The sequence below is a fragment of the Actinospineispora spinosispora DSM 44797 genome, assembly GCF_000429025.1.
GTDB lineage: Bacteria > Actinomycetota > Actinomycetes > Mycobacteriales > Pseudonocardiaceae > Pseudonocardia > Pseudonocardia spinosispora.
The window spans coordinates 1-21,239 of record NZ_AUBB01000038.1; the positions used below are offsets into that span (position 1 = coordinate 1).

Here is a 21,239-nt window from a genome sequence, read left to right on the forward strand (position 1 = left end):
CGGTGTCGATGAGGTGTTGGGGGACGCCGAGGTCTTCGGCGGTGACCCAGTGGCCTTGGATGAAGGGGCGCATGGCGTCGCAGAAGCGGGCCAGGACGTCGATGGCGTCGGGTGCTTTGGGGTCGTAGTCGATGCCGCCTTTGGCGCCGCCGATGGGCAGGTCGAAGGTGGCGGTTTTGGCGGCCATGCCGAAGGCGAGGTCTTCGACCTCGGTCAGGGTGCAGCCCGGGCGCATTCTGGTGCCGCCGGTGGCCATGCCCGCGACCAGGGAGTGCACGACCAGGTAGCCGTGTGTTCCGGTGACCGGGTCGGTCCAGTTCACCCGCAGCAACGGCTCACCACGCGGCGACTCGACCGGCGCGACGATGACGGCGGGGTCGATCGTCGCAACGGTGTCGACCGCGCCCACCGTGTTGATCGAGGGCACCGCATCGATCTCCGACACCGTGCTGTGCAGCTCCTCACCCGTGAGCCCCCTCGAATCCCGCATCGTGGTCGCCCACCTCCTTCCTGGTTCGCAGTTACCGAATCGGCCCGGCCCGGCGCGCAGCACAACTCGCCATCGAAGATGGCGAGTACAACGCGCTGAGCTGTGACTTTCCCCGGGCGGTGGCCTCTCGCGCCGGTGACTCCAGCCTGCTCGGTGGAGGTTCGGACGTCCAGTTACGAAACATGCACGCCGACGTTCACAATTCGTGAACTAATGCACGTCGGAATATCCGCTGACAATGCGCGAGTCAACCAATTAACCGAATAGGCTGATAATTCTCACAGCACAGGAAAGGATAACGCCCCATGCGCTCGGCGGCGTCTGCGCGGCCTCGCAGACCTTCATGCCGTGTCGCAGACACTGCAGCGTCTGCGACACGACAGCTACCTCTGCGAAGTGGTGTCTGCGATCACGGTTTCCCGGTCAGCCGGCTGCTCGGCGAGCCTCGGTCATGACCCCAGCAGGCGCCGGACGCGTATTGCCTCGTTCGCCTGGCCGGTCTCCTCGCACAGCCGCAACGTTTCGAGCCCGTGCTCGCGGGCCGGCTCCGGCTTCCCCCAGCGCGTGTAGATCTCGGTCAGGACCAGGGACGCGGCGATCTCCGGCGGACGGTAGCCGCCGTCGCGCGCGACCTGCCGCGCCTGGATCGCCGTCTCGACCGCCTGCTCCAGCTCACCGAGCGCCGCGTGCAGCCGGGCGCGGGCGCACAGCGCGTAACCGAGGTGGAACCCGAACCCGCCGGTCCGCACGATCCGCAGCGACTCGGCCAGGTGCTCGGCGGCCCGGTCGAGGAGACCGAGCCGGATCTCGGCCTCGCTCAGCGCGTTGAGGGTGGCGGCCTCGACCAGCTTCGCGCCGCTCGCCTTGGCCAGGACGAGACCGCGTTCCGCCTCCTCGCGGGCGAGCTGATCATCGCCGGTCTGCCAGCGCAGCCTGCTGAGCCAGAAGTAGGTGAAGATCAGACCCATGGGGGAGCGCAGCTCGGTGAACAGGTCCCGCGCGCGCACCAGGCTGCGTTCGGCGTCGTCGTGGCGGCCCAGCTCCAGCTGCACCGAGCCGAGGTCCATCAGGTCCGAGGCGCGGCGCATCGGCAGGTCATGTGCCTCGCTCAGCGCGAGCGCCCGCAGGTAGCTCTGCTCGGACTCGCGCAGCCGCCCGAGGTGGTGGTACTTGCCGCCGAGGGCGTTGAGCGTCCGGTTCTCCCCGGTGACCGAGCCCAGCTCGGCGAACAGCCGGGCCGCTTCCAAGGTGTGCTCGGCCGCCTCGGGTAGCCGCCCGGTCCATTCGAGCGCGGTGCCGAGGTTGTCCAGCGCGGCGGCCTCGCAGTCCTTCCAGCCCAGCTCGTGGGCGAGGCGCACCGCGTCGTGCAGATGGCGCATACCGGCGTCGCGTTGCCCGGCGCGGAACAGCGAGTCGCCGATCCCGCGATGCAGCAGCGCCTGCAGATGTACCTCGTCGTGAATGACGGCGGCGCCGAGGATCGCGGGTGCGATGTCCATCCACTCAGCGCGGCGCCCGAAGCGGTGGAAGTAGGACAGCAGGTCCTCCGCCAGCAGCCACGCCGCCGGGTACGGGCCCCGCCGCGCGGCGTGTGACAGCGCGGTGGCCAGATTCGACATCTCGACGTCCGGATCGTGGGGGACCAGCGCGACGGTGCCGGCCGGACGGCGACGCACCCGCCGGGCCAGCGCGAGCGCCGAGTCGGCGGGTAGCTGGACGGTGCTGGCGCCGTGCAGGCGCGTGCCCGCCTCGGCGATGTCGAGGTAGTGCTCGACCAACCGTGCCCAGGCCGCGTCGCGGTCCGGATCGGCGCTCGCCAACCGGGCGGCGTAGGCCCTGACCAGGTCGTGGAACCGGTAGCGGCGCGAGGCGTGCCGCTCGACCAGGTGCACCGTGGCCAGCGTGCTGAGCCACCGGCCGGCTTCGGGGAGCGAGACGTCGAGCAGCGCGGCGGTGGTGGAGGCGGTGAAATCCGCGCCGGGCACCAGCCCGAGCAGCCGGAACAGTCGCCTGCCTGGCTCGGACAGGGTGCGGTAGGTCGCGCCGAACGCGACCGCGACGATGCCCGGCTGCTCGTCGTCGAGCACCAGCGCATCGAGCGGGTTCGCTCCCTCCAGCTCGGCGACCGCGTCGGCGATCGTCGTGCCGGGCTCGGTGGCCAGGCGCGCCGCGACGACCCGCAGCGCCAGTGGCAGACCACCACACAGCTCGCCGAGCCGCGCGGCCGCCGACGCCTCGGCGGCGACCCGCCGCTCACCGAGCACCGCCTCCAGCAGCGTGTGGGTGTCGTCGCTGCCCAGCGCGTCGAGCAGGACGACGTTCGCGCCGACCGAGGACACCAGCTCGGACAGCCGGTGCCTGCTGGTCACCACGACCGAACCGGACGGCGGCAGCAGCGGCAGGACCTGGCCGGCGTCGCGGGCGTTGTCCAGGACCAGCAGCACCTGGCGGTCGGCGAGCAGCGACCGGTAGAGCGCGGTCTGTCCCTCGGAGGTGTCCGGCAGCTGGCGGGGGTCCGCACCGAGCGAACGCAGCAGCTGGCCGAGGGCGGCGTCGGAGGTCAGCGGTTCGTGCTCGGGGTCGAAGCCGCGCAGGTTGAGGTACAGCTGCCCGTCGGGGAAGTCGGCGCGGACGCGATGCGCCCAGTGGACGGCCAGCGCCGTCTTCCCGATGCCCGCCGTGCCGCTGATGACCCCGACGCCGCCGCTGCTCAGCCGCGCGTCCAGTTCGGTCAGCTCGTCGCTTCGGCCGCTGAACCCGCGCACGTCGCGGGGCAGCTCGGCGGGCGCCGGTCGCTGCTGCTGTTCGCTCTCGTCGTTCAGGACCATCGCCTGCACGTCGCGCAGCCGCTGGCCGGGTTCGATGCCCAGCTCGTCGACGAGCCTGCGGTGCGTCTCGGCGTACACAGCGAGGGCCTCGGAGCGGCGGTCGCACCGGTGCAGCGCGGTCATCAGCTGTGCGACGATCCGTTCCCGGAACGGATGCTCGGCCGCCGCCGTACGCAGCTCGCCGACGACGTGCACCGCGCGTCCCTGCGCCAGCTCGGCGGCGAACAGCTCCTCCCACGCGGTCAGGCGCAGCTCGTCGAGCCCCGGACGCTCCGTCACCACCAGCGCGTCGCCCAGCCCGCCGAGCGGGATGCCGGTCCACAGCCCGAGCGCCGAACGCAGCAACCGCGTCGCGCGGTCGGGATCCGCCGCGGCCTCTCGGCGCAGGGCGTGGAACAGGTCGAGGTCGAGCTGCCCGGGGGCGACGGTCAGCTGGTAGCCGTCACCTGCCCTGCTGATGACCTCCTGGCCCAGCGCCGCCCGCAGCTCGGAGACGTACACCTGGACGCGGCCGCGCACCGTGCGCGGTGGATCCTCACCCCATACCAGCGCGATCAGCCGTTCCTCGGACACCGCGTGGTTCGCGTGCAGCAGCAGGGTCGCGAGCAGCGCCCGTTGTTTGGGCGCGCCGAGCCGGATCGGCTCGCCGCGATCGTCGACGACGGCGACCGGGCCCAGGATTCGGTAGCGCAGCCCGGCTAATCGGGTGTCGATGTCGTCCATCGGTGTCCCTTCTGTCGGAAGCCGAGGGGAAGGCTTTCGGAAGGCGGCGCGCGCACACTCTCGCATGGCGTTGAAGGGCGGCGGGCGCGTGACCTATTCCGAATTCTCAGAATTGACCGCATCGATCGTGGCGGAAGCGCGGGCGGAACGGGCCCGGCTGACCCGTCGGCTCAGTCAGCTCGGCTATCCGGTGGTGCCCAGCGAGGCGAACTTCCTGCTGTTCGGCGATTTCGCCAGGGGCATGGACACGGCGCTGCTGTGGCAGGCGTTCGCCATCGAGGGCGCCCAGGTCGACGATGTGGGCCTGCCCGGCTATCTGCGGGTCACGGTGGGCACCCCCGAGGAGAACACAACGTTCCTACAGGTGGCCGAACGCCTCGCGCCAGCCCTGATCAGCCCGTGAGTGTTTTCGGCTGTCATAGCAGCCGAAAACACTCACGGGTCAGCGGGGGCGGATGGGCAGGACGTACGGGCCCCGGATGACCCGGGAGGGGCAGTAGGCGACCTTTCCCTCGATGCGCAGGTCGGGGAATCGGGCGAACAGGGCCTTCAGCGCGATCTCGCCCTCCATGCGGGCCAGTCCGGCGCCGATGCAGTAATGGATTCCGGCGGCGAACGACAGGTGGTCGCGTGAATTGGGACGGCTCAGGTCCAGGGCGTTCGGATTCGGGAAGACCTCCGGATCCCGGTTGGCGCCGGCCAGCAGTGTGACGACCGGGGTGCCGCGCTCCAGCGAATGCCCGGCGACGGTGACCGGGCGCAACGCGATCCGCACGCTGTACTGGGCGGGCGCCTCCAGCCGCAGCACCTCCTCGACGAGCGTCGCGGCGAGCGTCGGGTCGGCGAGCAGCGCGTCCCGCTGCGCCGGATGCTGCATGAGCCCGACGACGCCGTTGCCGATGATGTTCGCGGTGGTGACGAACCCGCCGATCAGCAGCGCCTGGCAGGTGGCGACGAGCCCGCGCCGGGTCATCTCACCGGCCTCGGTCGCGGCGACCATCGCCGAGACCATGTCGGCCCCGCCGGGGGACAGGGCCCGTACCGCGCACAGGTCCTCGAAGTACTCGGTCATCTCGGTCAGCAGGGTGCGGGTGCGCAGCAGGTCGCCGGGGGTGCGCGCGCCGTCGACGGTCGCGCCGAACTCGATGCCCCACCGCACGAACCGTTCGTGGTCCGACGGCGGTAGCCCGAGCATCTCGCAGATCACCCGGCTCGGGACCCGCACGGCGAACTCGGAGATCAGGTCGAGGCGCTCCGGCCGGTCGAGGCGATCGAGCTCGTCGTCGATCACCTCGTCCACGAACCCGCGCAGCCGCCGCATCGCGGCCGGGGTGAAGAACGGCGCGACGATCTTGCGCAGCCGAGGGTGCTCCGGCGGGTCGACCGAGGCGAACGAGTCGTCCAGCGGATGCACGAGCCGGTCCAGCCGGCCGTTGGTCGGTGTCAGCACGTGCTTCGACGCCGCCGTCGGGACCGCGCCGAACGCGTCGCTGCGCAGCACCTCGTTGCACACCCGGTGCGACACGGTCATGTAGGTGCCGCTGCGGCCGCGCACCAGCTCGCCGCGTGCCCGCACCTTCTCGTAGCGCGCGTACCCGGCGCTGCCCCGGGGCATGGCGAGGATCCGGGCGACCGGATCGCCGAGCGCCGCGGAGCGCATCAGCCGAGCCCGGCTGCGGTACAGCGACAGGGTGTGGCGCACGCTCATCGGGTCACCGCCGCGACGGGCTTGGGTGCGGTGGTGATGCCGAGGGAGTCCAGCTCCTCGCGGATCCGGTCCCGCAACACGAACTTCTTGATCTTGGTGCCGGACATCGGCCACTCCTCGACGAACCGGACGTAGCGTGGCACCCGGTAGGTGGCGACACTGCCGAGGCAGTACTCGATGATCTCCCGCTCGGTCACCGTCGCGCCGGGCACCAGCTCGAGGTACGCGGCGGGCACCTCGACGTAGTGGGCGTCCGGCGCGGCGACGACCTGCGCCATCAGCACCGCCGGGTGGGTGAGCAGGAAACCTTCGATCTCGCCGGCCGCGACGTTCTCCCCGCCGACCTTCAGCATGTCCTTGACCCGGCCGACGAACGTGACCCGGCCGTCCGGGTCCATCGTCGCGATGTCGCCGCTGTGGAACCAGCCGTCCGCGTCGAAGGACCGCGCGGTCAGCTCGGGTTCCTTGAAATACCCGTCGAAACAGTTCGACCCTCGGAACAACAACTCACCGTGGGTGTTCGCCGGGACGTCCTGGCCATCGGGCCCGATGACGCGGCATTCCATCCCGGGCAGCGGGTGCCCGCCGGTGGTGATCCGCTGTTCGAGCGTGTCGTCGGGCCGGTTGAGCGACAGGAACGAACAGGCCTCGGTCATGCCGAAGCACGAGATCAATGTGGTGTGCGGCAGCCGCGCGGCCATGTCGCGCTGCCGCTGCGGGACGCCGACGACCATCACCTGACGCAGCGCGGACAGGTCACGCTCGGCGAAGTCGGGCCGGTTGAGCACCGGTAGCCAGATCGTCTCGAACCCGGGTAGCGCGACGGTGGCGCGGGACGATTCCAGCTGGTCCAGCGCGGTGGCCGGGGTGTAGAAGCCGGTGTGGACGTAGGTTGCGCCGGCGTAGAGCGAGGCGATCGCGAACGCGATGCCGCCGATGTGGAACAGCGGCAGCGCGGTCCAGATGCGGTCGTCCGGGCTCAGTGAGAACAGTTCGTGCACGGTCGCGGCGGCGAAGCGGCTGAACGCCTCGTGACTGAGCATCGCTCCCTTCGGGCTGGCCGTGGTGCCCGAGGTGTACATGACCAGCGCGGTGTCCCGGATGCGCACGAGCACCTGCCGCCGGTCGACCTCGGCCTGCTCCACCCGCTCCGCGAGGCCCACGAGCTCGGCCTCGGTCAGGAACGGCGCACGCCCACCGGCGGTGTTCAAGGTGACGATGTGCTCGAGCTCGGGGGCCTCGGGGAGCAGGAGCCGGTCGCCGACCTCCTCGCAGCGCAGCGAGGGAAAGGTGTCGACCAGCAACGCGGTGAAGTCCGGAGCCGCGGGGTCGGCGGGGGTCTCGGTGAGCAGTACCCGAATTCCGGACTGGGTGACCAGCTGGCTCAACTCGTAGGACTTGAAGCGTGAATTCACCGGTACCGGAATTGCGCCGATCTTGGCCACGGCGCACAGTGTGGACACAGAATCCACACAGTTGGTGAGCAGGATGCCGACGGCGTCGCCCCGGTTGACCCCGAGCCCTATCAAACCCCTGGCCAGTTGGTTTGCCCGGGCCGCCAGTTCGCGATAGCTCATTTCCCCGGAAGGGAAGGCGAGGGCGATTCTGTCCGGCTGCTCCTGAGCCTGTCGATCAAGCAGGTCGCCCAGTGTGGTGGCCTCGATCAACCGACGCTGCATTCAGTCCTACCTCGTTGTCGCTGGCCGTTAAATCGGTTGTTACACAATTGTTGCGGCGCCTGCCGCGAGGTTCCCTCGATCGGATCACCTTACTTAAGGCCCGGTCAAAAGAGTGGTACGTTCACCTCACTGGGCGACCAGAAAGTTCACGTAAAGTGTAGGTCAAGGGCTAGGGGCACGGGGTTTGGCGTCACAAGAGTGGACTGATATCGACAGGCTGGGGACGTCCACGCTGAGCCAGGTCGCCCGCACGCAGGGTCGCACCATTCGTGAGACGGTCGGCGCCGCTCTGTTATTCTTCCAGGCTCGGCAAACGCCGGCCGGCTCGATCGTGGACGACCGCGACATCTTGATCTTTCAAGAATGGGATTCGGTCAACGCGCTCAAAGCTATTTCACTGTGGAAAGACACGGTGGGCGTGGTCGAGCGGCGCACTCTCGACCAGGTGCTGGATTTCCTGCGGGGGCGGCAAAAGCCGAGCGGCATGCTCAGCTGGGGTGTCCTGGATACCGCTCCCGACGAGTACTGCACGGAAACCAGCAGCGAATACGTCGCGGCGCTGACGTTGCTCGGGCTGGACGACGAAGCGCTGCCCAAAGCGCTGTTCCTGCGTGAGCAACAGCTCCCGAACGGCGCGTGGGCCGAGGTGCACTCACACATCCCGAAGGCGTTCCAGACCGAGTCCTCGGTGACCGGTTTCGCGCTCCTGGCGCTGCTCGGGCTGGACCTCGATCCGAAAGACCTCGACGGCGCGCTGGAGTTCCTCGACCAGGCCCGGCGCCCTGAAGGGCATTTCGGCCTGAATTGGTACTACTACAGCACCTACTACTACCTGATCCGCCCGGCCGTGGCGGCGCTCGCGCAGCTCGGCCACCATTCCGCCGTCGCGCACGCCTGCGAATTCGTGCTGTCCCAGCAACGGGCCGACGGCAGCTGGTACACCGAGGTCGACGGGTTCGGCGAGTACTCCTCGCCGGAACAGCACACCGCGCTCGCGCTGGAGACCCTCGCCTACGCCGGCATGGACGCCGGCCACCTCGCGGTCCGTCGAGGCCTGCTCTGGCTGCTCGCCCGTCAACGCCCCGACGGTTCCTGGGACGGCGGCTCCTACCCGTACCCGGACACCGGCACCTACCGCTCGTTCCGCGCGACCCAGCACATCTTCACGACCGCTCAAGTCCTGGCGGTCCTGCACCGCCTCGCCGCGTTGGAGGGCCTCCTTGACACCCACATCTGACATCGCGATCGTCGGGATCGGCTGTCGTCTCCCGGGTGGGGTCACCGACCAGGAGTCGCTGTGGCGGCTGCTCACCGACGGCGTCGACGCGATCGGCCCGGTGCCGGCCGACCGGTGGGACGTCGACCGGTTCTACTCGCCGCGCTCGCAGCAGCCGGGCCGGATGAATGCCCGCGAAGCCGGTTTCCTCGACGCGATCGACGGTTTCGACGCCGCGTTCTTCGGCATCTCCGGGCGGGTCGCCGAGCAGATGGACCCGCAGCAGCGGCTGCTCCTCGAGGTCGCGTGGGAAGCACTGGAGGACGCCGGCATCGTCCCGGACCGGCTCGCCGGCGGCGACACCGGTGTGTTCGTCGGTGGGTGCAGCCAGGACTACGGCGGGCTGCAGACCGCGCCCGGTGAGCTGGAGGGACTCGGCCCGCACTCGGCGACCGGCACGTTCATGTCGATCCTGTCCAACCGGCTGTCCTACACGTTCGACCTGCGCGGGCCGAGCATGACGATCGACACCGCGTGCTCGTCCTCGCTGGTCGCGGTGCACCTGGCCGCGCAGAGCCTGCGGCGCGGGGAGAGCGGGCTGGCGATCGCGGGTGGCGTCAACCTGATGCTGACCCCGCAGTTCCCGATCGCGCTGAGCCAGGCCTCGATGCTGTCGCCGGACGCCCGGTCGCGCGCGTTCGACTCGCGCGCCAACGGCTACGTCCGGGGCGAGGGCGCCGGCGTGATCGTGCTGAAGCCCCTCGCTCAGGCGCTGGAGGACCGCGACCGGGTGTACGCGGTGATCCGCGGCTCGGCGGTCAACCAGGACGGCCGCACCCAGGGCATCACGCTGCCCAGCGGGACCGCGCAGGCCGCGAACTTCCGCGACGCACTGGCCGAGGCCGGTGTGACCGGCGCCGAGGTCGGGTACGTCGAGGCGCACGGCACCGGCACCCCGGTCGGCGACCCGATCGAGGCGAACGCGCTGGGCGAGGTGCTGTCGGTGCGCCGCGAGCACCTCGGGTACCTCGGGTCGATCAAGACGAACATCGGGCACCTGGAGGCGGGTGCCGGCATCGCCGGGCTGATCAAGGCCGCGATCAGCGTGCACCGCCGCGAGATCCCGCCGACGCTGCACTACCGCGCGCCGAACCCGGCGATCGACTTCGACTCCTGGAACCTCGCCGTCCCGACCGAGACGCTGCCCTGGCCGGAGCACTACGCGATGCCGATCGCGGCGGTCAACTCGTTCGGCTTCGGCGGCACCAACGCCAACGTCGTCATCGCGGCCCCGCCCCCCGTGAGTGATTTGGGCTGCTCCGGCAGCCCAAATCACTCACGGGTCCTGACCTTGAGTGCTCGTAGTGAGGTGGGGCTGGCTCGGCTGGCGGAGGCGTTCGCCGACAAGCTCGACGCGGAACCGGACGTCGACCTGGAGCGGCTGGGCGCGCATCTGGCATTGCGGCGCAGTCACCACAACCACCGGCTCAGCGTCCTGGCCGGGGACGCCGCGGCGGGGCTGCGGGCCTTCGCCGACGGCCGGCCCTCGCCGAGCGTCACCGCCGGGGTGGTGCGCAAGAAGCAGGGCAAGGTCGCGTTCCTGTTCAACGGCCAGGGTCCGCAGTGGTGGGCGATGGGCCGCCAGCTCCTGGAGACCAGCCCGGTCTACCGGGAGAAGATCCTCGAGTGCGACCGGCTCGCGCGCAAGTACCTGGGCTGGTCGATCTACGAGGAGCTGATCGCCGACGAGCAGTCCTCCCACGTCCAGTCGACCTACTGCCTGCAGCCGACGATGTTCGCGCTGCAGGTCGCGCTCGCCGAGCTGTGGCGTGCTCACGGCGTCGTCCCGGACGGCGTCCTCGGGCACAGCATGGGCGAGATCGCCGCCGCCCACGTGTCCGGCTCGCTCGACCTGGACACCGCGTTGGAGGTCATCTGTCACCGCTCGCGCATCCAGGAGACGGCCGATCCGACCGGCGCGATGATGTTCGTCGCGCTCAGCGAGCCGGAGGCCGCCGCGCTGTGCGCACAGCACCCGGACGACATGTGGATCTCCGCGCGCAACTCTCCGCGCGCCTCCACCCTGTCCGGTCGCCGCGAGGTGCTGGACCGGGTCGCCGAGCAGCTCACCGAGCAGGGGGTGTTCGCGCGCATCCTGAAGGTCAACTGCGCCTGCCACAGCTCCGACATGGACCCGCTGCGCGACGAGCTCGTCGACATCCTGGCCGACGTGCGGGGTGGCCCGTCGCGGCTGCCGATGTACTCGACGATGACCGGCGCGCTGGTCGAGGGCACCGAGCTGAGCACCGAGTACTGGTGGCGCAACTTCCGTCAGCCGGTGCTGTTCGAACCGGGCATCCGCGCGATGATCGCGGACGGGTTCGACACGTTCATCGAGCTGTCCCCGCACCCGGTGCTGGGTAACTCGCTGGGTGAGATCCTCACCGACGCCGGTCTCGATGGGGTGGTCCTCACCTCGCTGTCGCGTAAGAAGCAGGACTGGGACAGCTTCCTCGGCGCGTTCGGCGTGCTCTACACCTCCGGCGGCCACATCGACTGGACGCTGCCCTACCCGGGCGGCGCCGCCGCGGTGGAGCTGCCGACGAACCGGTGGGTCCACGAGTCGTACTGGAACGAGAGCGAGGTGTCGCGGCGCTACCGGGCGGGCGGCCAGGCGCACCCGATGCTCAAGGCGGTCGACTCGGTGCGCCCGACGTGGGAGATTCGCTGGTCGGACCACCGGCTGAGCTGGGTGGGCGGCCACGACATCTTCGGTTCGGTCATCGTTCCCGGAGCGTCCTATGTGGAGGCGGCGCTCGTCGCGGCACGTGAGCTGACCGGTGAGTCGTGCGCTCTGGCGTACGTCTCGTTCGAACGGGCCTGCGTGCTCCCGGCGGAGGAACACCAGCTGAGTCGTCTGGAGCTGAACCCGGACGACGGCACCTTCGAGGTGCACCACCGCTCGGTACGGGGCGCCAACTGGACGCGTGCGGTGCGTGGCCGTTTCCACCGCGATCCGGTGTCCGAACCGCGCTCCTTCAGTCTCGACGAGATACGGGGACGCTGCGACCGCAGCTTCAGCGCGACGCAGGTCTACGGCACGTTCCGGACCAAGGGCTACCACTACGGTCCCGCGTTCTGCGGCATCGAACGGCTCTACGCCGGCACCGGTGAGGCGCTGGCGAAGATCAGCATCCCGCGCACGCTGCGCCGGACCGCCGCCGACTACCTGTTCCACCCCGCGGTCCTTGACGCGTTCTTCCAGAGCGCCATCCTGCACCCGACCAGCGACGACCCCGGCGAGCTGCTGCCGTACGCGTACCTGCCGACCGGCATCGAGAACATCCGTCTGCACGGCGACCCGAGTACCGCGACCTGGTGCTACAGCTCGGCGCGCAAGTTCGACGAGAGCGGCCTGTCGGTCGACATCTACGTGCTCGACGCGGCCGGCGAGGTGGTCGCCGAGTACACCCGTCTGCACGGCAAGGTCGTGCCCCGGACCGGTGTGGACGCCGAGGAGCGCCTGGAGGACCACCTCTACCAGCTGACCTGGCGCGCCGACCCCGCCGCGACCGAGGCTCCCGCGACCAGCGCGCTGACCAGTACCCCGAGCGACATCGCGGCGAGCATCGACGTCAGCACGTTCGTCGACCGTCTGGCGCGGGCCGACTACGCGGGCGCCTACCAGGACGACGTGCGCGAACTCTGCGCCGCCTACACGTGGGCCTGCCTGAGCGCCTTCGGTCAGCCACTCACCCCGGGCTCGACCTTCACCCCCGACGACCTGGCCGACCTGGTGCCGAGGTTCCACCGGGTCCTGCGCACCTACCTGCGCGATCTGGTCACCGACGGCCTCCTCACCGAGCAAGACGGCACGTACACAGCCGTGAGTGATTTGGGTTGCCAGGGCAACCCAAATCACTCACGGGAGCTGTGGGCGCGGGCGCTGACCCGGCATCCGTCGTGCGTGTGGGAGCTGCTGCTGCTGCGCAAGACCGGTGAACGGCTGCACGAGGTCCTCACCGGGGTCCTCGACCCGCTGCACCTGCTGTTCCCGGAGGGCTCGCAGGACGAGACCGAGCCGATCTACCAGAGCTCCCCGATCGCGCGGCTGTACAACCAGCTGGCGCGCGAGGCGGTGCGCCGGTTCGTCGAGACCGCCGACCCGAGGCGCACGCTGCGCATCCTGGAGGTCGGCGGCGGCACCGGCGGCCTGACCGCGAACGTGCTGCCGGTCCTGCCGGCCGACCGCTGCGAGTACGTCTTCACCGACGTCTCGCCCGCGTTCGCGCACGCCGCACAGGAACGGTTCGCCGCGTACCCGAACCTGTCGACGCAGGTCCTGGACCTGGAGCACGACCCGGTCGAGCAGGGTCTCCTGGCCGGAACGTTCGACATGGTCCTCGCCTCGGACGTCCTGCACGCCACGTCGGACCTGAAGAAGACGCTGCTGCAGATCAGCGAGCTGCTCGCGCCCGGCGGCGTGCTCGGCCTGATCGAGGCGATGCCCGGCAACCGGTTCCTGGACATGACGTTCGGGCTGACCACCGGATGGTGGTCGGGCCGCGACCTGGCGCTGCGCCCGGACGGCCCGCTGCTCGACGTCCCCGGCTGGCGCGCGGCGCTGACCTCGGTCGGCTACGACCAGGTCGCGGCCCTCGCCGACCCCGGGCACGAGGGCCCCGGCTCCCAGACGCTGCTGCTGGCCGCCGTGGGGTCGCACCCGGCGGAGCACGTCGCGCAACCGGCGGCCGAGCCGGGCGACTGGCTGATCCTCGCCGACCCCGGCGACGCGCTCGGCGCCCAGCTGGTCGCACTGATCACCGACCAGGGCGGCCGGGCGACGCTCACCAGCGAAGCCGACCTCCCGGACCTGGCAGCCACCACCGGCGTCGTGACGATCGTCGGCCGCACCCAGTCCGGCGACCGCCCCGACGCGGAAACCCTGGTCACGCACGGCACGAACGCCTGCCTGACCCTGACCAACTTGCTACGCACCCTGGCCGAGTCCAACCCGGACACCTGGCCAAGGCTCTACACGATCACCCAGGGCGCCCACACCCTCTCCACCCCCACACACCCCCTCACCCCCGCGAGTCGGGGTTCTCAGCACACCGAGTCGGGCGCCTCAGCACACCGGGAGGTGTGCTCACACCCCCAACTCGGTGTGCCCACGTCCCCGACTCGCGCGGGTTCGGCGCCCGCCTTCTCCGCGAGTCGGGCGTCCGAGCACGGCGAGTCGGGAGATCCGGCACACGAGCAGGTGTGCTCAGACTCCCGACTCGGTGTGCCCGCGTCCCCGACTCGCGCGGGTTCGGCACCCGCCTCCTCCGCGAGTCGGGCGTCCGAGCACGGCGAGTCGGGAGATTCAGCACACGAGCAGGTGTGCTCAAACCCCCAGCTCGGTGTGCCCACGTCCCCTACTCGCGTGGGTTCGGCACCCGCCTCCTCCGCGAGTCGGGCGTCGCAGCACAGCGAGTCGGGCACGTCAGCACCGCGAGTCGGGGATTCCGTCAGCGCGAGTCGGGATATTCAGCAGGGCGAGTCGGGAGATTCGTCCGCGCGAGTCGGGACATCCGCCGCGACGGGCCAGAGCCTTGGCGCGACGGGCCGAAGCCTTGGCGTGACGAGCCACAGGGCCGGGCTGACGGAAACCGCGACTCATCCTGACGAAAACCCCGACTCGCCGGGTGCGGGCGTGGTCGCGGGCGGGCCGGTGTGGGGGTTCGCGACCGTGGCGGGGCTGGAGTTCCCGCAGGCGCGGCTCACCATGATCGATCTGGCCGCCGAGCCGGAGCCGGACGACGCGCGCCATGTGTGGGACGTCCTGCGCGCGCCGACGGCCGAGCGGGAGCTGGCGATCCGCGCCGGCCAGCGGTTCGTCCGCCGTCTCACCCCACTGCCCGCGAAGGACGTCGTCCCGCCGGTGAGGGCAACCGAGCTGGCGGCCGACGCCGGGTACGCACTCGAGCTGCGCTCCCCGGGCGAGCTGGCCGAACTGCACTTCGCCGAGACGCGACGGCCCGCGCCGCAACCCAGCGAGGTCGAGGTGGAGGTCCGCGCGGCCGGGCTGAACTTCCTGGACGTCATGACTGCGCTCGGTCAGGTCCCGCCCCTGGAGTCGTCGAGCGAGTTCCGGTTCGGCGCCGAGGCCGCCGGTGTCGTCACCCGGGTCGGGGCCGAGAGCAGTCTGAAGATCGGCGACCAGGTCATGGTCGTCCACAGCGCGCAGGGCACTCTCGCCTCGCACGTCACCCTCGACGCGCGTTGTGTCGTTGCCAAGCCGGAGCGGCTGAGCTTCGAGGAGGCGGCGTCGGTCCCGATCGTCTTCCTCACCGCCTGGTATGCCCTCGAGGAGCTCGCCAGGATCCGCTCCGGCGACCGCGTGCTGATCCATTCGGCCGCCGGCGGCACCGGGCTGGCCGCGATCCAGATCGCGCTGCGCGCCGGCGCCGAGGTCTTCGCCACCGCCGGCACAGAGGAGAAGCGGTCGCTGCTGACCGAGCTGGGCGTCCATCACGTGATGGATTCCCGCTCACTGCGCTTCGTCGACGACATCCACCACGCCACCGACGGCCACGGCGTCGACGTCGTGCTCAACTCGATCGCCGGCGACGTCGCCGCGCGCACCCTCGACTGCCTCGCCCCTTACGGCCGGTTCGTGGAGATCGGCAAACGTGACCTGCTGGACAACCGCAAGCTGGGCCTGCGCCCGTTCCTGCGCAACCTGAGCTACTTCAGCTTCGACCTGCGCCAGCTGCTGGTGGACCGCCCCGAGCAGGTGCGCGCCACGCTGAACCACCTGTCCGAGCTGTTCGCCGGCGGCCAGCTGCGGCCGCTGCCGTACCGGGTGTGGCAGCCCAGCCAGACCGAGGCAGCGTTCCGGCAGATGGCGGCCGCCCGCCACATCGGCAAGCTGGTCATCGCGATGGACGAACGCGACGTCGACGTGCGTCCGCTGCCGCGACCGATGCAGCCGGCCGGCACCTGGCTCATCACCGGCGGCTTCGGCGGTCTCGGCCTGGCGATGGCCGACGCGCTGGCCACCGAGGGCGTCCGGAACCTGGTGCTGCTGGGCCGCTCCGGCCCGGCGAGCGATGAGGCGAAACAGACCCTGGAGCTGCTGCGCGACCGCGGCGTCACGGTGACGGCCGAGGCCGTCGACATCACCGACCGCGCCGCGCTGAGCGAGGTCGTCGACCGCGTCGGAACCGGGCTGCGCGGGGTCCTGCACTGCGCGATGGTCCTGGACGACGCGCTGGTCACCGAGCTCGACGAGCCCCGGATGGCCAGGGCGATCCGGCCCAAGGCACTCGGCGCGTGGCACCTGCACGAGCTGACCGCGCACCTGCCGCTGGACGCGTTTGTGCTGTTCTCCTCGGCGACGTCGATGATCGGCAACATCGGCCAGGCGAACTACGGCGCCGCGAACGCCTTCCTCGACCACCTCGCCCAGCTGCGCAGGCACCAGGGACTCCCGGCGCTGGCGATCAACTTCGGCGCGGTGTCCGACGCCGGGTACGTGGCACGCAACGCCGAGGTCGCCCGGCTGGTCGGCGCGGCCGGGCTGCGGGACTTCACCGCCGCCCAGGCCTACCGGGTCATGCGGCTGCTGCTGACCGGGCAGCACCCGAACACCGGTGTCCTGCCGATGGACTGGTCGACGTTCTTCGCCCGCCACGGTTTCGACGCCGACACCCAGCCACGCTACGCGCCGCTGTACGAGGCATGGTCCGGGGAGACGATCGGCGCGGCGGCGGGCGGCACGCTGGCCCAGCAGCTGCGCGCGCACACCGGCGACGCCCGCGACGAGCTGCTGCGTGCCGGTCTGAAGGCCAGGGTGAGCACGGTGCTCGGCATGCCGTTGTCCGACCTGGACGACGACAAACCGCTGATGGACTATCTCGACTCGCTGCTCGCGGTGGAGATCTGCGCGTGGCTGGAACGGGAGCTCGGCGCGAAGGTGACGATCATGGAGCTGATGAAGGGCCCGAGCGTCGCGCAGCTGGCGGAGCGACTGCTGGGGGAGATGGCCGCATGACCGAGGTGGACGACCGGGTGACCGTCGAGGAAGTCGAGTTCGCGCTGCCCCGCGCCGGTATCACGCTGCGGGGCAGGCGCAGGGCAGGCGCCGGCATCCCGACGCTGTTGCTGCACGGCTGGCTGGACAACTGCGCGAGCTTCGCGCCGCTGCTGCACCGCGCCGGCTCGCTGGCCGGTGAGCTGGTCGCGGTGGACCTGCCCGGGCACGGCCTCTCCGACCCGGTCACGTCGCTGACCTGCAGCTACTTCGACCATGTTGCGACGATCCTGGAACTGGTGCACACCCAGGGCTGGGACCGGATCAACCTGATCGGACATTCGCTCGGCGGTGCGCTGTCCAGCCTGGTCGCCGGACTGCGCCCGGGCCTGATCGACCGGCTGGTGCTGATCGACGCGATCGGTCCGCTGTCCCAGCAACCGGACTCCGGCCGCGAGACGATCGCCCGCTACCTGGACGCCTACCTGGCCGACCGTCCCGCGCCGGTCTACCGGTCCCGGGGTCAGGCGGTGATGGCGAGGGTCGCGCTGGCCGACATCCTCCTGGACACCGCGCAGCTGTTGGTCGAACGAGACCTGCATCCGGTCCCCGGCGGCTTCTCCTGGCGCAGTGACAACCGCCTGCGCTACCCGTCGCCGGTGATCTTCACCGAACCGCAGGTGCTGTCCTACCTGAACAGCATCACCGCGCCGACCCTGCTCGTACACGCCGAACGCACCGCGCTGCACGAACCGTTCTACCCGGCGCGCTTCACCGCGGTCCCCGACATGCGGCAGGTGACCCTGCCCGGCGGCCACCACCTGCACATCGAGAACCCCGACCAGGTCAGCGAGGCGATCCTAGGTTTCCTCACGAGCTGAACCCCGGCTTTGGTGGCTTGGAGTTATCAGGCAGGATTGTCCGATGGCTGCTCCCTCCATGAACGCGATCGTCGCGCGCTTGGCCGCTCTTGAGGCGCGCCTGGCTGATATTGAGGGCCCGTACGCCGAAGCTCAATACCGGACCCGCCGTGACGTAACCGGCATCCGCATTACCGTTGAGCGTATGGCGGAGCGGGCGGGTGTTCCGGTAGCGACGGACGCGGATATCGACGCCGCGCTTGACGAGGAAGCCTGATTCAGGCACTCAGCTCGTGGCGCGTGCTCTCGCATATGTTCGGGCGTATACTTTGACGTATGCGTACCAACACGCCCGCCGGGGCTGTCAGTCCGAAGCTGGTGAAGCCGAGGTCGCCCGATGACATCACGACCATGCGGGTACGTCGCGCGACCCTCGCCAAGCTGGAGCAGCGGAAGGTGGAACTGGGCGCTTCGTCGTTGGACGAGGCGCTGGAGACCATCCTGTTCCGCCAGCGGTCCTACGAGGCCATCGCGCGGTTGAAGGCCAACCCCGACGAGCTGGCCGACTACCAGGGTGCCGCGCACGAATGGGCCGAGGTCGACGTCGAGGTACATGGGTGAGCGTGCCGGCCGTCGAGCCATGGCAGGTCTGGTGGATCCAGTTCAACCCTCAGCTCGGCCGCGAACAGGCAGGCCGCAGGCCCGCCATCGTGGTCGGCACCGAACTGGCCTGCCAGATCCCGAACAACCTCACGATCGTCGTCCCCTGCACGCACACGGACCGAGGCCTGCCGTGGCAGCCGAGGATCACGCTGGGCACCGACCCGGGCGTCGCCATGTGCGACCAGATCAAGGCCATCGACGGCCGCCGACTCCATAAGCAGCACACATGCGGCTCGATCACGGCCCCCGACGAACGCGAAGCCGTCACCCGCGCACTCCGCGAACTCATCACGATCACGGCCTGACCCCCACTCCCGCTGGCACGAATGTGGCTTTAGGGACGTTCAACGTCCCTAAAGCCACATTCGTGCCAGGGTGGGGGCGGGTTAGGCGGGGGTGTAGAGGGTGGCGGCCGTGGTGCGGGCCGTGGTGAAGCGGGTTGATGCGTCGGACCAGTTGACCACGTTCCACCAGGCCTTCACGTAGTCCGGCTTCACGTTGCGGTACTGCAGGTAGAAGGCGTGCTCCCACATGTCGAGCATGACCAGCGGGACCTGCCCGGCCGGCAGGTTCGCCTGCTGGTCGTAGAGCTGGTGGACCAGCAGCCGCGAGCCGAACGCGTCCCAGGCGAGGATCGCCCACCCGGAGCCCTGGATGGTGGTCGCCACCGCGCTGAAGTGCGCCCGGAACGCGTCGAACGAACCGAACGCGTCGTCGATCGCGGCGGCCAGCTCGCCGGTGGGCTTGTCGCCGCCGTCCGGGGACAGGTTGCGCCAGAAGATCGAATGGTTGGCGTGGCCGCCCAGGTTGAACGCCAGGGTCTTCTCCAGCCCGACGATCGCGTCGAACGAACCGGTCTCCCGGGCCTCGGCGAGCTTCTCCAGCGTCGCGTTGGCGCCGGTCACGTACGCCTGGTGGTGCTTGTCGTGGTGCAGCTGCATGATCTCGCCCGCGATGTGCGGGGCGAGTGCGCCGTAGTCGTAGGGCAGGTCGGGCAGTACGTAGTCGCTCAAGGGAGCCGTCCTCCGGGTCAGCCGCCGCGGGCCGCGGCGGTCACCGGCCCGACGCTCGTCCCTGAACAGCGGTTGAGGTCAACCCCGACGTGACCCAGCTAACCGTGGGTGCGGGCCGACCGTGCTGTCAGAGCCACTGCACGACCAGCAGATGCACCTCGCGGTCGCGTTCCATCACCAGGTATGTGATGGCGCCTTCACCAGCGGGGCCGAAGATCAGCTCACGCATGGGCGCATCCGGCCTGTTCTCGTTGTAAGGACGCCCGAGGCTCAACGGCGCGACCTCAAGAGCCGCGAGCGCCTCCGCGTAATGGATCAGCGCGGAGCCAGGTAGAACGTTGACCTGAGCATGTACCGCGTCGTCGGGGATGACCCGATACACCTATCTGCCGAGCTTCCTATTGATCAGAGCTAGGTGATCTTCCAGCGGCACTGCGTCGGGGTTCTTGCCTGTCCGCAGGATCTCGGCTGCCTTGTCCAGCATTCGTCGATGCGCCTCGGGGCCCTGCTTTTGGGTCATCCATGCGATGCGGTGGTAGTTGCGCAGCACGTCGAGCACGCGGTTCAGGTCGAGTGTCTGAGAAGCCTCGGTCAGCGCCTGCTGGTAGGCCTGCTCGAACTCGGCGCGTTCCTCATCGATCAACGCGTCCCGGATGGCCGCGGGCGACGTTCCCGGGGGTAACGCGGGAACCGGCGAAGCGCCGTAGGGATTTCCAGCAGCCGCTGTCATGACGCAACGATAGCCACCCCTCTGTGCTTCGTCACGGGAGCCGAGTTAGTGACGCGCGGTCGTGAGGAAGGTCTGCCACTGGGTGGGGGTGAAGGTGAGAGTGGGGCTGGTGGTGCCGATCTTGCTGTCGCGGAGCAGGACCGAGCCGTTCGGTAGGACCGCCACCTCGACGCACTGGTTGTCGGGTGGCCGGGCAGCGGTGGTGTGCGCGGGCTGCGCCAGTAGGGCTCATGGGTGACTTCGCAGGCCAGCCATGCGAAGTCCCTACCGCGTCGGCGCACTGACCCCAAACGTCCCAGAGGTCCCACTTTGCGCACCTTCGTGCTGTGTCGCACATGTCCGGACGTGTGCAACACAGCACGAAGGTGTGCACAGCCGCCCGGGGGGCGCCCGCGGGCCTTTGTGCGGCGTGTACTCGGTCTGTGCGAGCTGGGGCGCGCAGATAAGATCTTGAGGTGGATCTCAAGCGGTTCGGTGTGCTCTCCGTCGTGACTGTGCTGACCTGGGGTTTCACCTCGCTGGGGCTGGTCGCCAATGCGGCGCCGACCGGGCCCAAGTGTGCGATCACCTCGGTCGACCGGTCACGCGCCTCCGCGACCTGCCCGCCGACCGCGCCGCGCCACCGCATCGTGGCGACCTGTACGCAGCGTGATCCGAACGGCCGGCGTACGAGCTCCGCGACGAAGGGCCCGTGGGTGACGGGCGCCCAGCCTGCCGAGCTGAACTGCGGCGCGGGCCACCACGTCAACACGCACGTCGAGTACTGAGTTTCGTCCCACACAGCGAGGCCCGACCCCGGTAACGGATCGCTGACCGACCCAGCGAGCTGTAACCGCGTGCGGCGCACGCTGGGCAAAGAGTTCCTGGAGAAGGCCACCGCTCGGACCGGACACTGGGCGAGAACCCTCCCAGGACGCACAGGCGGTGATCACGATGAGTCATCGTGACGGCTGTATCCATCCCGGCGACACGATCGCGTTCGTCGATACGCGCGGAACCACATGGTTCGGTCAGGCGCTGAGCGGCGTGCGTGACGCCGCGTGGCCGACGATCCGGGTGCGGATCGGCTCGATCGCCAGGGAGGTGCCGGCTCGGGACGTCACACCGTGGCCGGAGTCCCCGCCGCCCACCACATACCTACAGCCGGTGACCCACGTCGAGTCACGCCTGTGGGCTCGAGGGCTGGCGCGCAGACGCGGCGGCCTCCGCGAGGAGCGCGCGTTCGGGATAGCGTTATGAATTGTAAAACCAGCAGTGGTAAGTTTTCAGGCGGGTAATTATTCGCGCTAATGCGAACGTAGTGTGACGA

At 69.8% G+C, this 21,239-nt stretch carries 17 protein-coding genes; 9 read left to right on the forward strand and 8 right to left on the reverse strand.

Annotated elements, in window-relative coordinates:
• Window positions 1-490: Glu/Leu/Phe/Val dehydrogenase dimerization domain-containing protein (locus G406_RS47780; RefSeq protein ID WP_037077263.1), on the reverse strand; the 490-nt coding region annotated here is incomplete at its 3' end.
• A 449-nt stretch (window positions 491-939) separates the two neighbouring features.
• Window positions 940-4,041 carry an AfsR/SARP family transcriptional regulator gene (locus G406_RS47785; protein ID WP_051342296.1) on the reverse strand — a complete coding sequence of 1,034 codons (3,102 nt, stop codon included), beginning with the start codon at window positions 4,039-4,041 and terminating at the stop codon, window positions 940-942.
• Window positions 4,042-4,129: 88 nt separating this feature from the next.
• Here G406_RS47785 and G406_RS0118180 point away from each other — a divergent pair, with 88 nt between their 5' ends.
• Window positions 4,130-4,444 carry an aminotransferase class I/II-fold pyridoxal phosphate-dependent enzyme gene (locus G406_RS0118180; protein WP_169736717.1) on the forward strand — a complete coding sequence of 105 codons (315 nt, stop codon included), beginning with the start codon at window positions 4,130-4,132 and terminating at the stop codon, window positions 4,442-4,444.
• Window positions 4,445-4,483: 39 nt separating this feature from the next.
• Here G406_RS0118180 and G406_RS47790 read toward each other — a convergent pair whose 3' ends face one another.
• Both G406_RS47790 and G406_RS0118190 read right to left on the reverse strand, forming a co-directional pair.
• On the reverse strand, window positions 4,484-5,749 hold the full coding sequence (locus G406_RS47790) for a cytochrome P450 (protein WP_037077265.1): 1,266 nt from the start codon (window positions 5,747-5,749) through the stop codon (window positions 4,484-4,486).
• Window positions 5,746-7,428, reverse strand: a complete 1,683-nt coding sequence (locus tag G406_RS0118190) for a class I adenylate-forming enzyme family protein (RefSeq protein WP_028934938.1) — start codon at window positions 7,426-7,428, stop codon at window positions 5,746-5,748. The genes G406_RS47790 and G406_RS0118190 overlap by 4 nt, the downstream gene beginning before the upstream one ends.
• A gap of 412 nt (window positions 7,429-7,840) precedes the next feature.
• On the opposite strand from G406_RS0118190, the gene G406_RS0118195 reads away from it, so the two are divergent.
• Genes G406_RS0118195 through G406_RS47805 form a run of 6 tightly spaced genes read left to right on the forward strand, consistent with a single transcriptional unit; the run spans window position 7,841 to window position 18,492 of the window.
• Window positions 7,841-8,665 carry a prenyltransferase/squalene oxidase repeat-containing protein gene (locus G406_RS0118195; protein ID WP_028934939.1) on the forward strand — a complete coding sequence of 275 codons (825 nt, stop codon included), beginning with the start codon at window positions 7,841-7,843 and terminating at the stop codon, window positions 8,663-8,665.
• Window positions 8,649-16,685, forward strand: coding sequence for a type I polyketide synthase (locus G406_RS54140; protein ID WP_028934940.1), 8,037 nt, complete (start codon window positions 8,649-8,651; stop codon window positions 16,683-16,685). The genes G406_RS0118195 and G406_RS54140 overlap by 17 nt, the downstream gene beginning before the upstream one ends.
• On the forward strand, window positions 16,682-17,545 hold the full coding sequence (locus G406_RS0118205; RefSeq protein ID WP_051342298.1) for an alpha/beta fold hydrolase: 864 nt from the start codon (window positions 16,682-16,684) through the stop codon (window positions 17,543-17,545). The genes G406_RS54140 and G406_RS0118205 overlap by 4 nt, the downstream gene beginning before the upstream one ends.
• Window positions 17,546-17,588: 43 nt before the next feature.
• Window positions 17,589-17,801 carry a hypothetical protein gene (locus G406_RS0118210; protein WP_028934942.1) on the forward strand — a complete coding sequence of 71 codons (213 nt, stop codon included), beginning with the start codon at window positions 17,589-17,591 and terminating at the stop codon, window positions 17,799-17,801.
• Window positions 17,802-17,860: 59 nt separating this feature from the next.
• Window positions 17,861-18,145, forward strand: coding sequence for a hypothetical protein (locus tag G406_RS0118215; RefSeq protein WP_028934943.1), 285 nt, complete (start codon window positions 17,861-17,863; stop codon window positions 18,143-18,145).
• Complete coding sequence (locus G406_RS47805) at window positions 18,142-18,492, forward strand: type II toxin-antitoxin system PemK/MazF family toxin (RefSeq protein ID WP_169736718.1); 351 nt, start codon at window positions 18,142-18,144, stop codon at window positions 18,490-18,492. Before G406_RS0118215 ends, G406_RS47805 begins: the two co-directional genes overlap by 4 nt.
• Window positions 18,493-18,573: 81 nt before the next feature.
• Here G406_RS47805 and G406_RS0118225 read toward each other — a convergent pair whose 3' ends face one another.
• The 4 genes from G406_RS0118225 to G406_RS55780 form a co-directional block, all read right to left on the reverse strand.
• A complete protein-coding gene (locus tag G406_RS0118225) occupies window positions 18,574-19,200 on the reverse strand; it encodes a superoxide dismutase (protein WP_028934944.1) in 627 nt (208 codons plus the stop codon).
• Between the two features lie 127 nt (window positions 19,201-19,327).
• Window positions 19,328-19,582: a hypothetical protein gene (locus tag G406_RS0118230; protein ID WP_028934945.1), complete on the reverse strand. Its 255-nt coding sequence runs from the start codon at window positions 19,580-19,582 to the stop codon at window positions 19,328-19,330.
• Window positions 19,583-19,930, reverse strand: coding sequence for a DUF6247 family protein (locus G406_RS47810; protein WP_064742966.1), 348 nt, complete (start codon window positions 19,928-19,930; stop codon window positions 19,583-19,585).
• A gap of 45 nt (window positions 19,931-19,975) precedes the next feature.
• Window positions 19,976-20,152, reverse strand: a complete 177-nt coding sequence (locus tag G406_RS55780; RefSeq protein WP_084216159.1) for a DUF397 domain-containing protein — start codon at window positions 20,150-20,152, stop codon at window positions 19,976-19,978.
• A gap of 233 nt (window positions 20,153-20,385) precedes the next feature.
• On the opposite strand from G406_RS55780, the gene G406_RS0118245 reads away from it, so the two are divergent.
• A complete protein-coding gene (locus tag G406_RS0118245; protein WP_028934946.1) occupies window positions 20,386-20,697 on the forward strand; it encodes a hypothetical protein in 312 nt (103 codons plus the stop codon).
• A gap of 166 nt (window positions 20,698-20,863) precedes the next feature.
• The gene (locus tag G406_RS0118250; protein ID WP_156934973.1) at window positions 20,864-21,169 is read left to right on the forward strand and encodes a hypothetical protein; all 306 of its coding nucleotides are present in this window, start codon (window positions 20,864-20,866) and stop codon (window positions 21,167-21,169) included.
• The last annotated feature ends 70 nt before the right edge of the window (window positions 21,170-21,239 follow it).

Excerpts from the sequence above, each read along its gene's own strand:
- G406_RS0118215 (WP_028934943.1), top strand. The coding sequence starts at position 17,861 with ATGCGTACCAACACGCCCGCCGGGGCTGTCAGTCCGAAGCTGGTGAAG.
- G406_RS0118205 (WP_051342298.1), top strand. The coding sequence starts at position 16,682 with ATGACCGAGGTGGACGACCGGGTGACCGTCGAGGAAGTCGAGTTCGCG.
- G406_RS47810 (WP_064742966.1), bottom strand. The coding sequence starts at position 19,930 with ATGACAGCGGCTGCTGGAAATCCCTACGGCGCTTCGCCGGTTCCCGCG.
- G406_RS47785 (WP_051342296.1), bottom strand. The coding sequence starts at position 4,041 with ATGGACGACATCGACACCCGATTAGCCGGGCTGCGCTACCGAATCCTG.
- G406_RS0118190 (WP_028934938.1), bottom strand. The coding sequence starts at position 7,428 with ATGCAGCGTCGGTTGATCGAGGCCACCACACTGGGCGACCTGCTTGAT.
- G406_RS0118250 (WP_156934973.1), top strand. The coding sequence starts at position 20,864 with ATGAGTCATCGTGACGGCTGTATCCATCCCGGCGACACGATCGCGTTC.
- G406_RS0118210 (WP_028934942.1), top strand. The coding sequence starts at position 17,589 with ATGGCTGCTCCCTCCATGAACGCGATCGTCGCGCGCTTGGCCGCTCTT.
- G406_RS47790 (WP_037077265.1), bottom strand. The coding sequence starts at position 5,749 with ATGAGCGTGCGCCACACCCTGTCGCTGTACCGCAGCCGGGCTCGGCTG.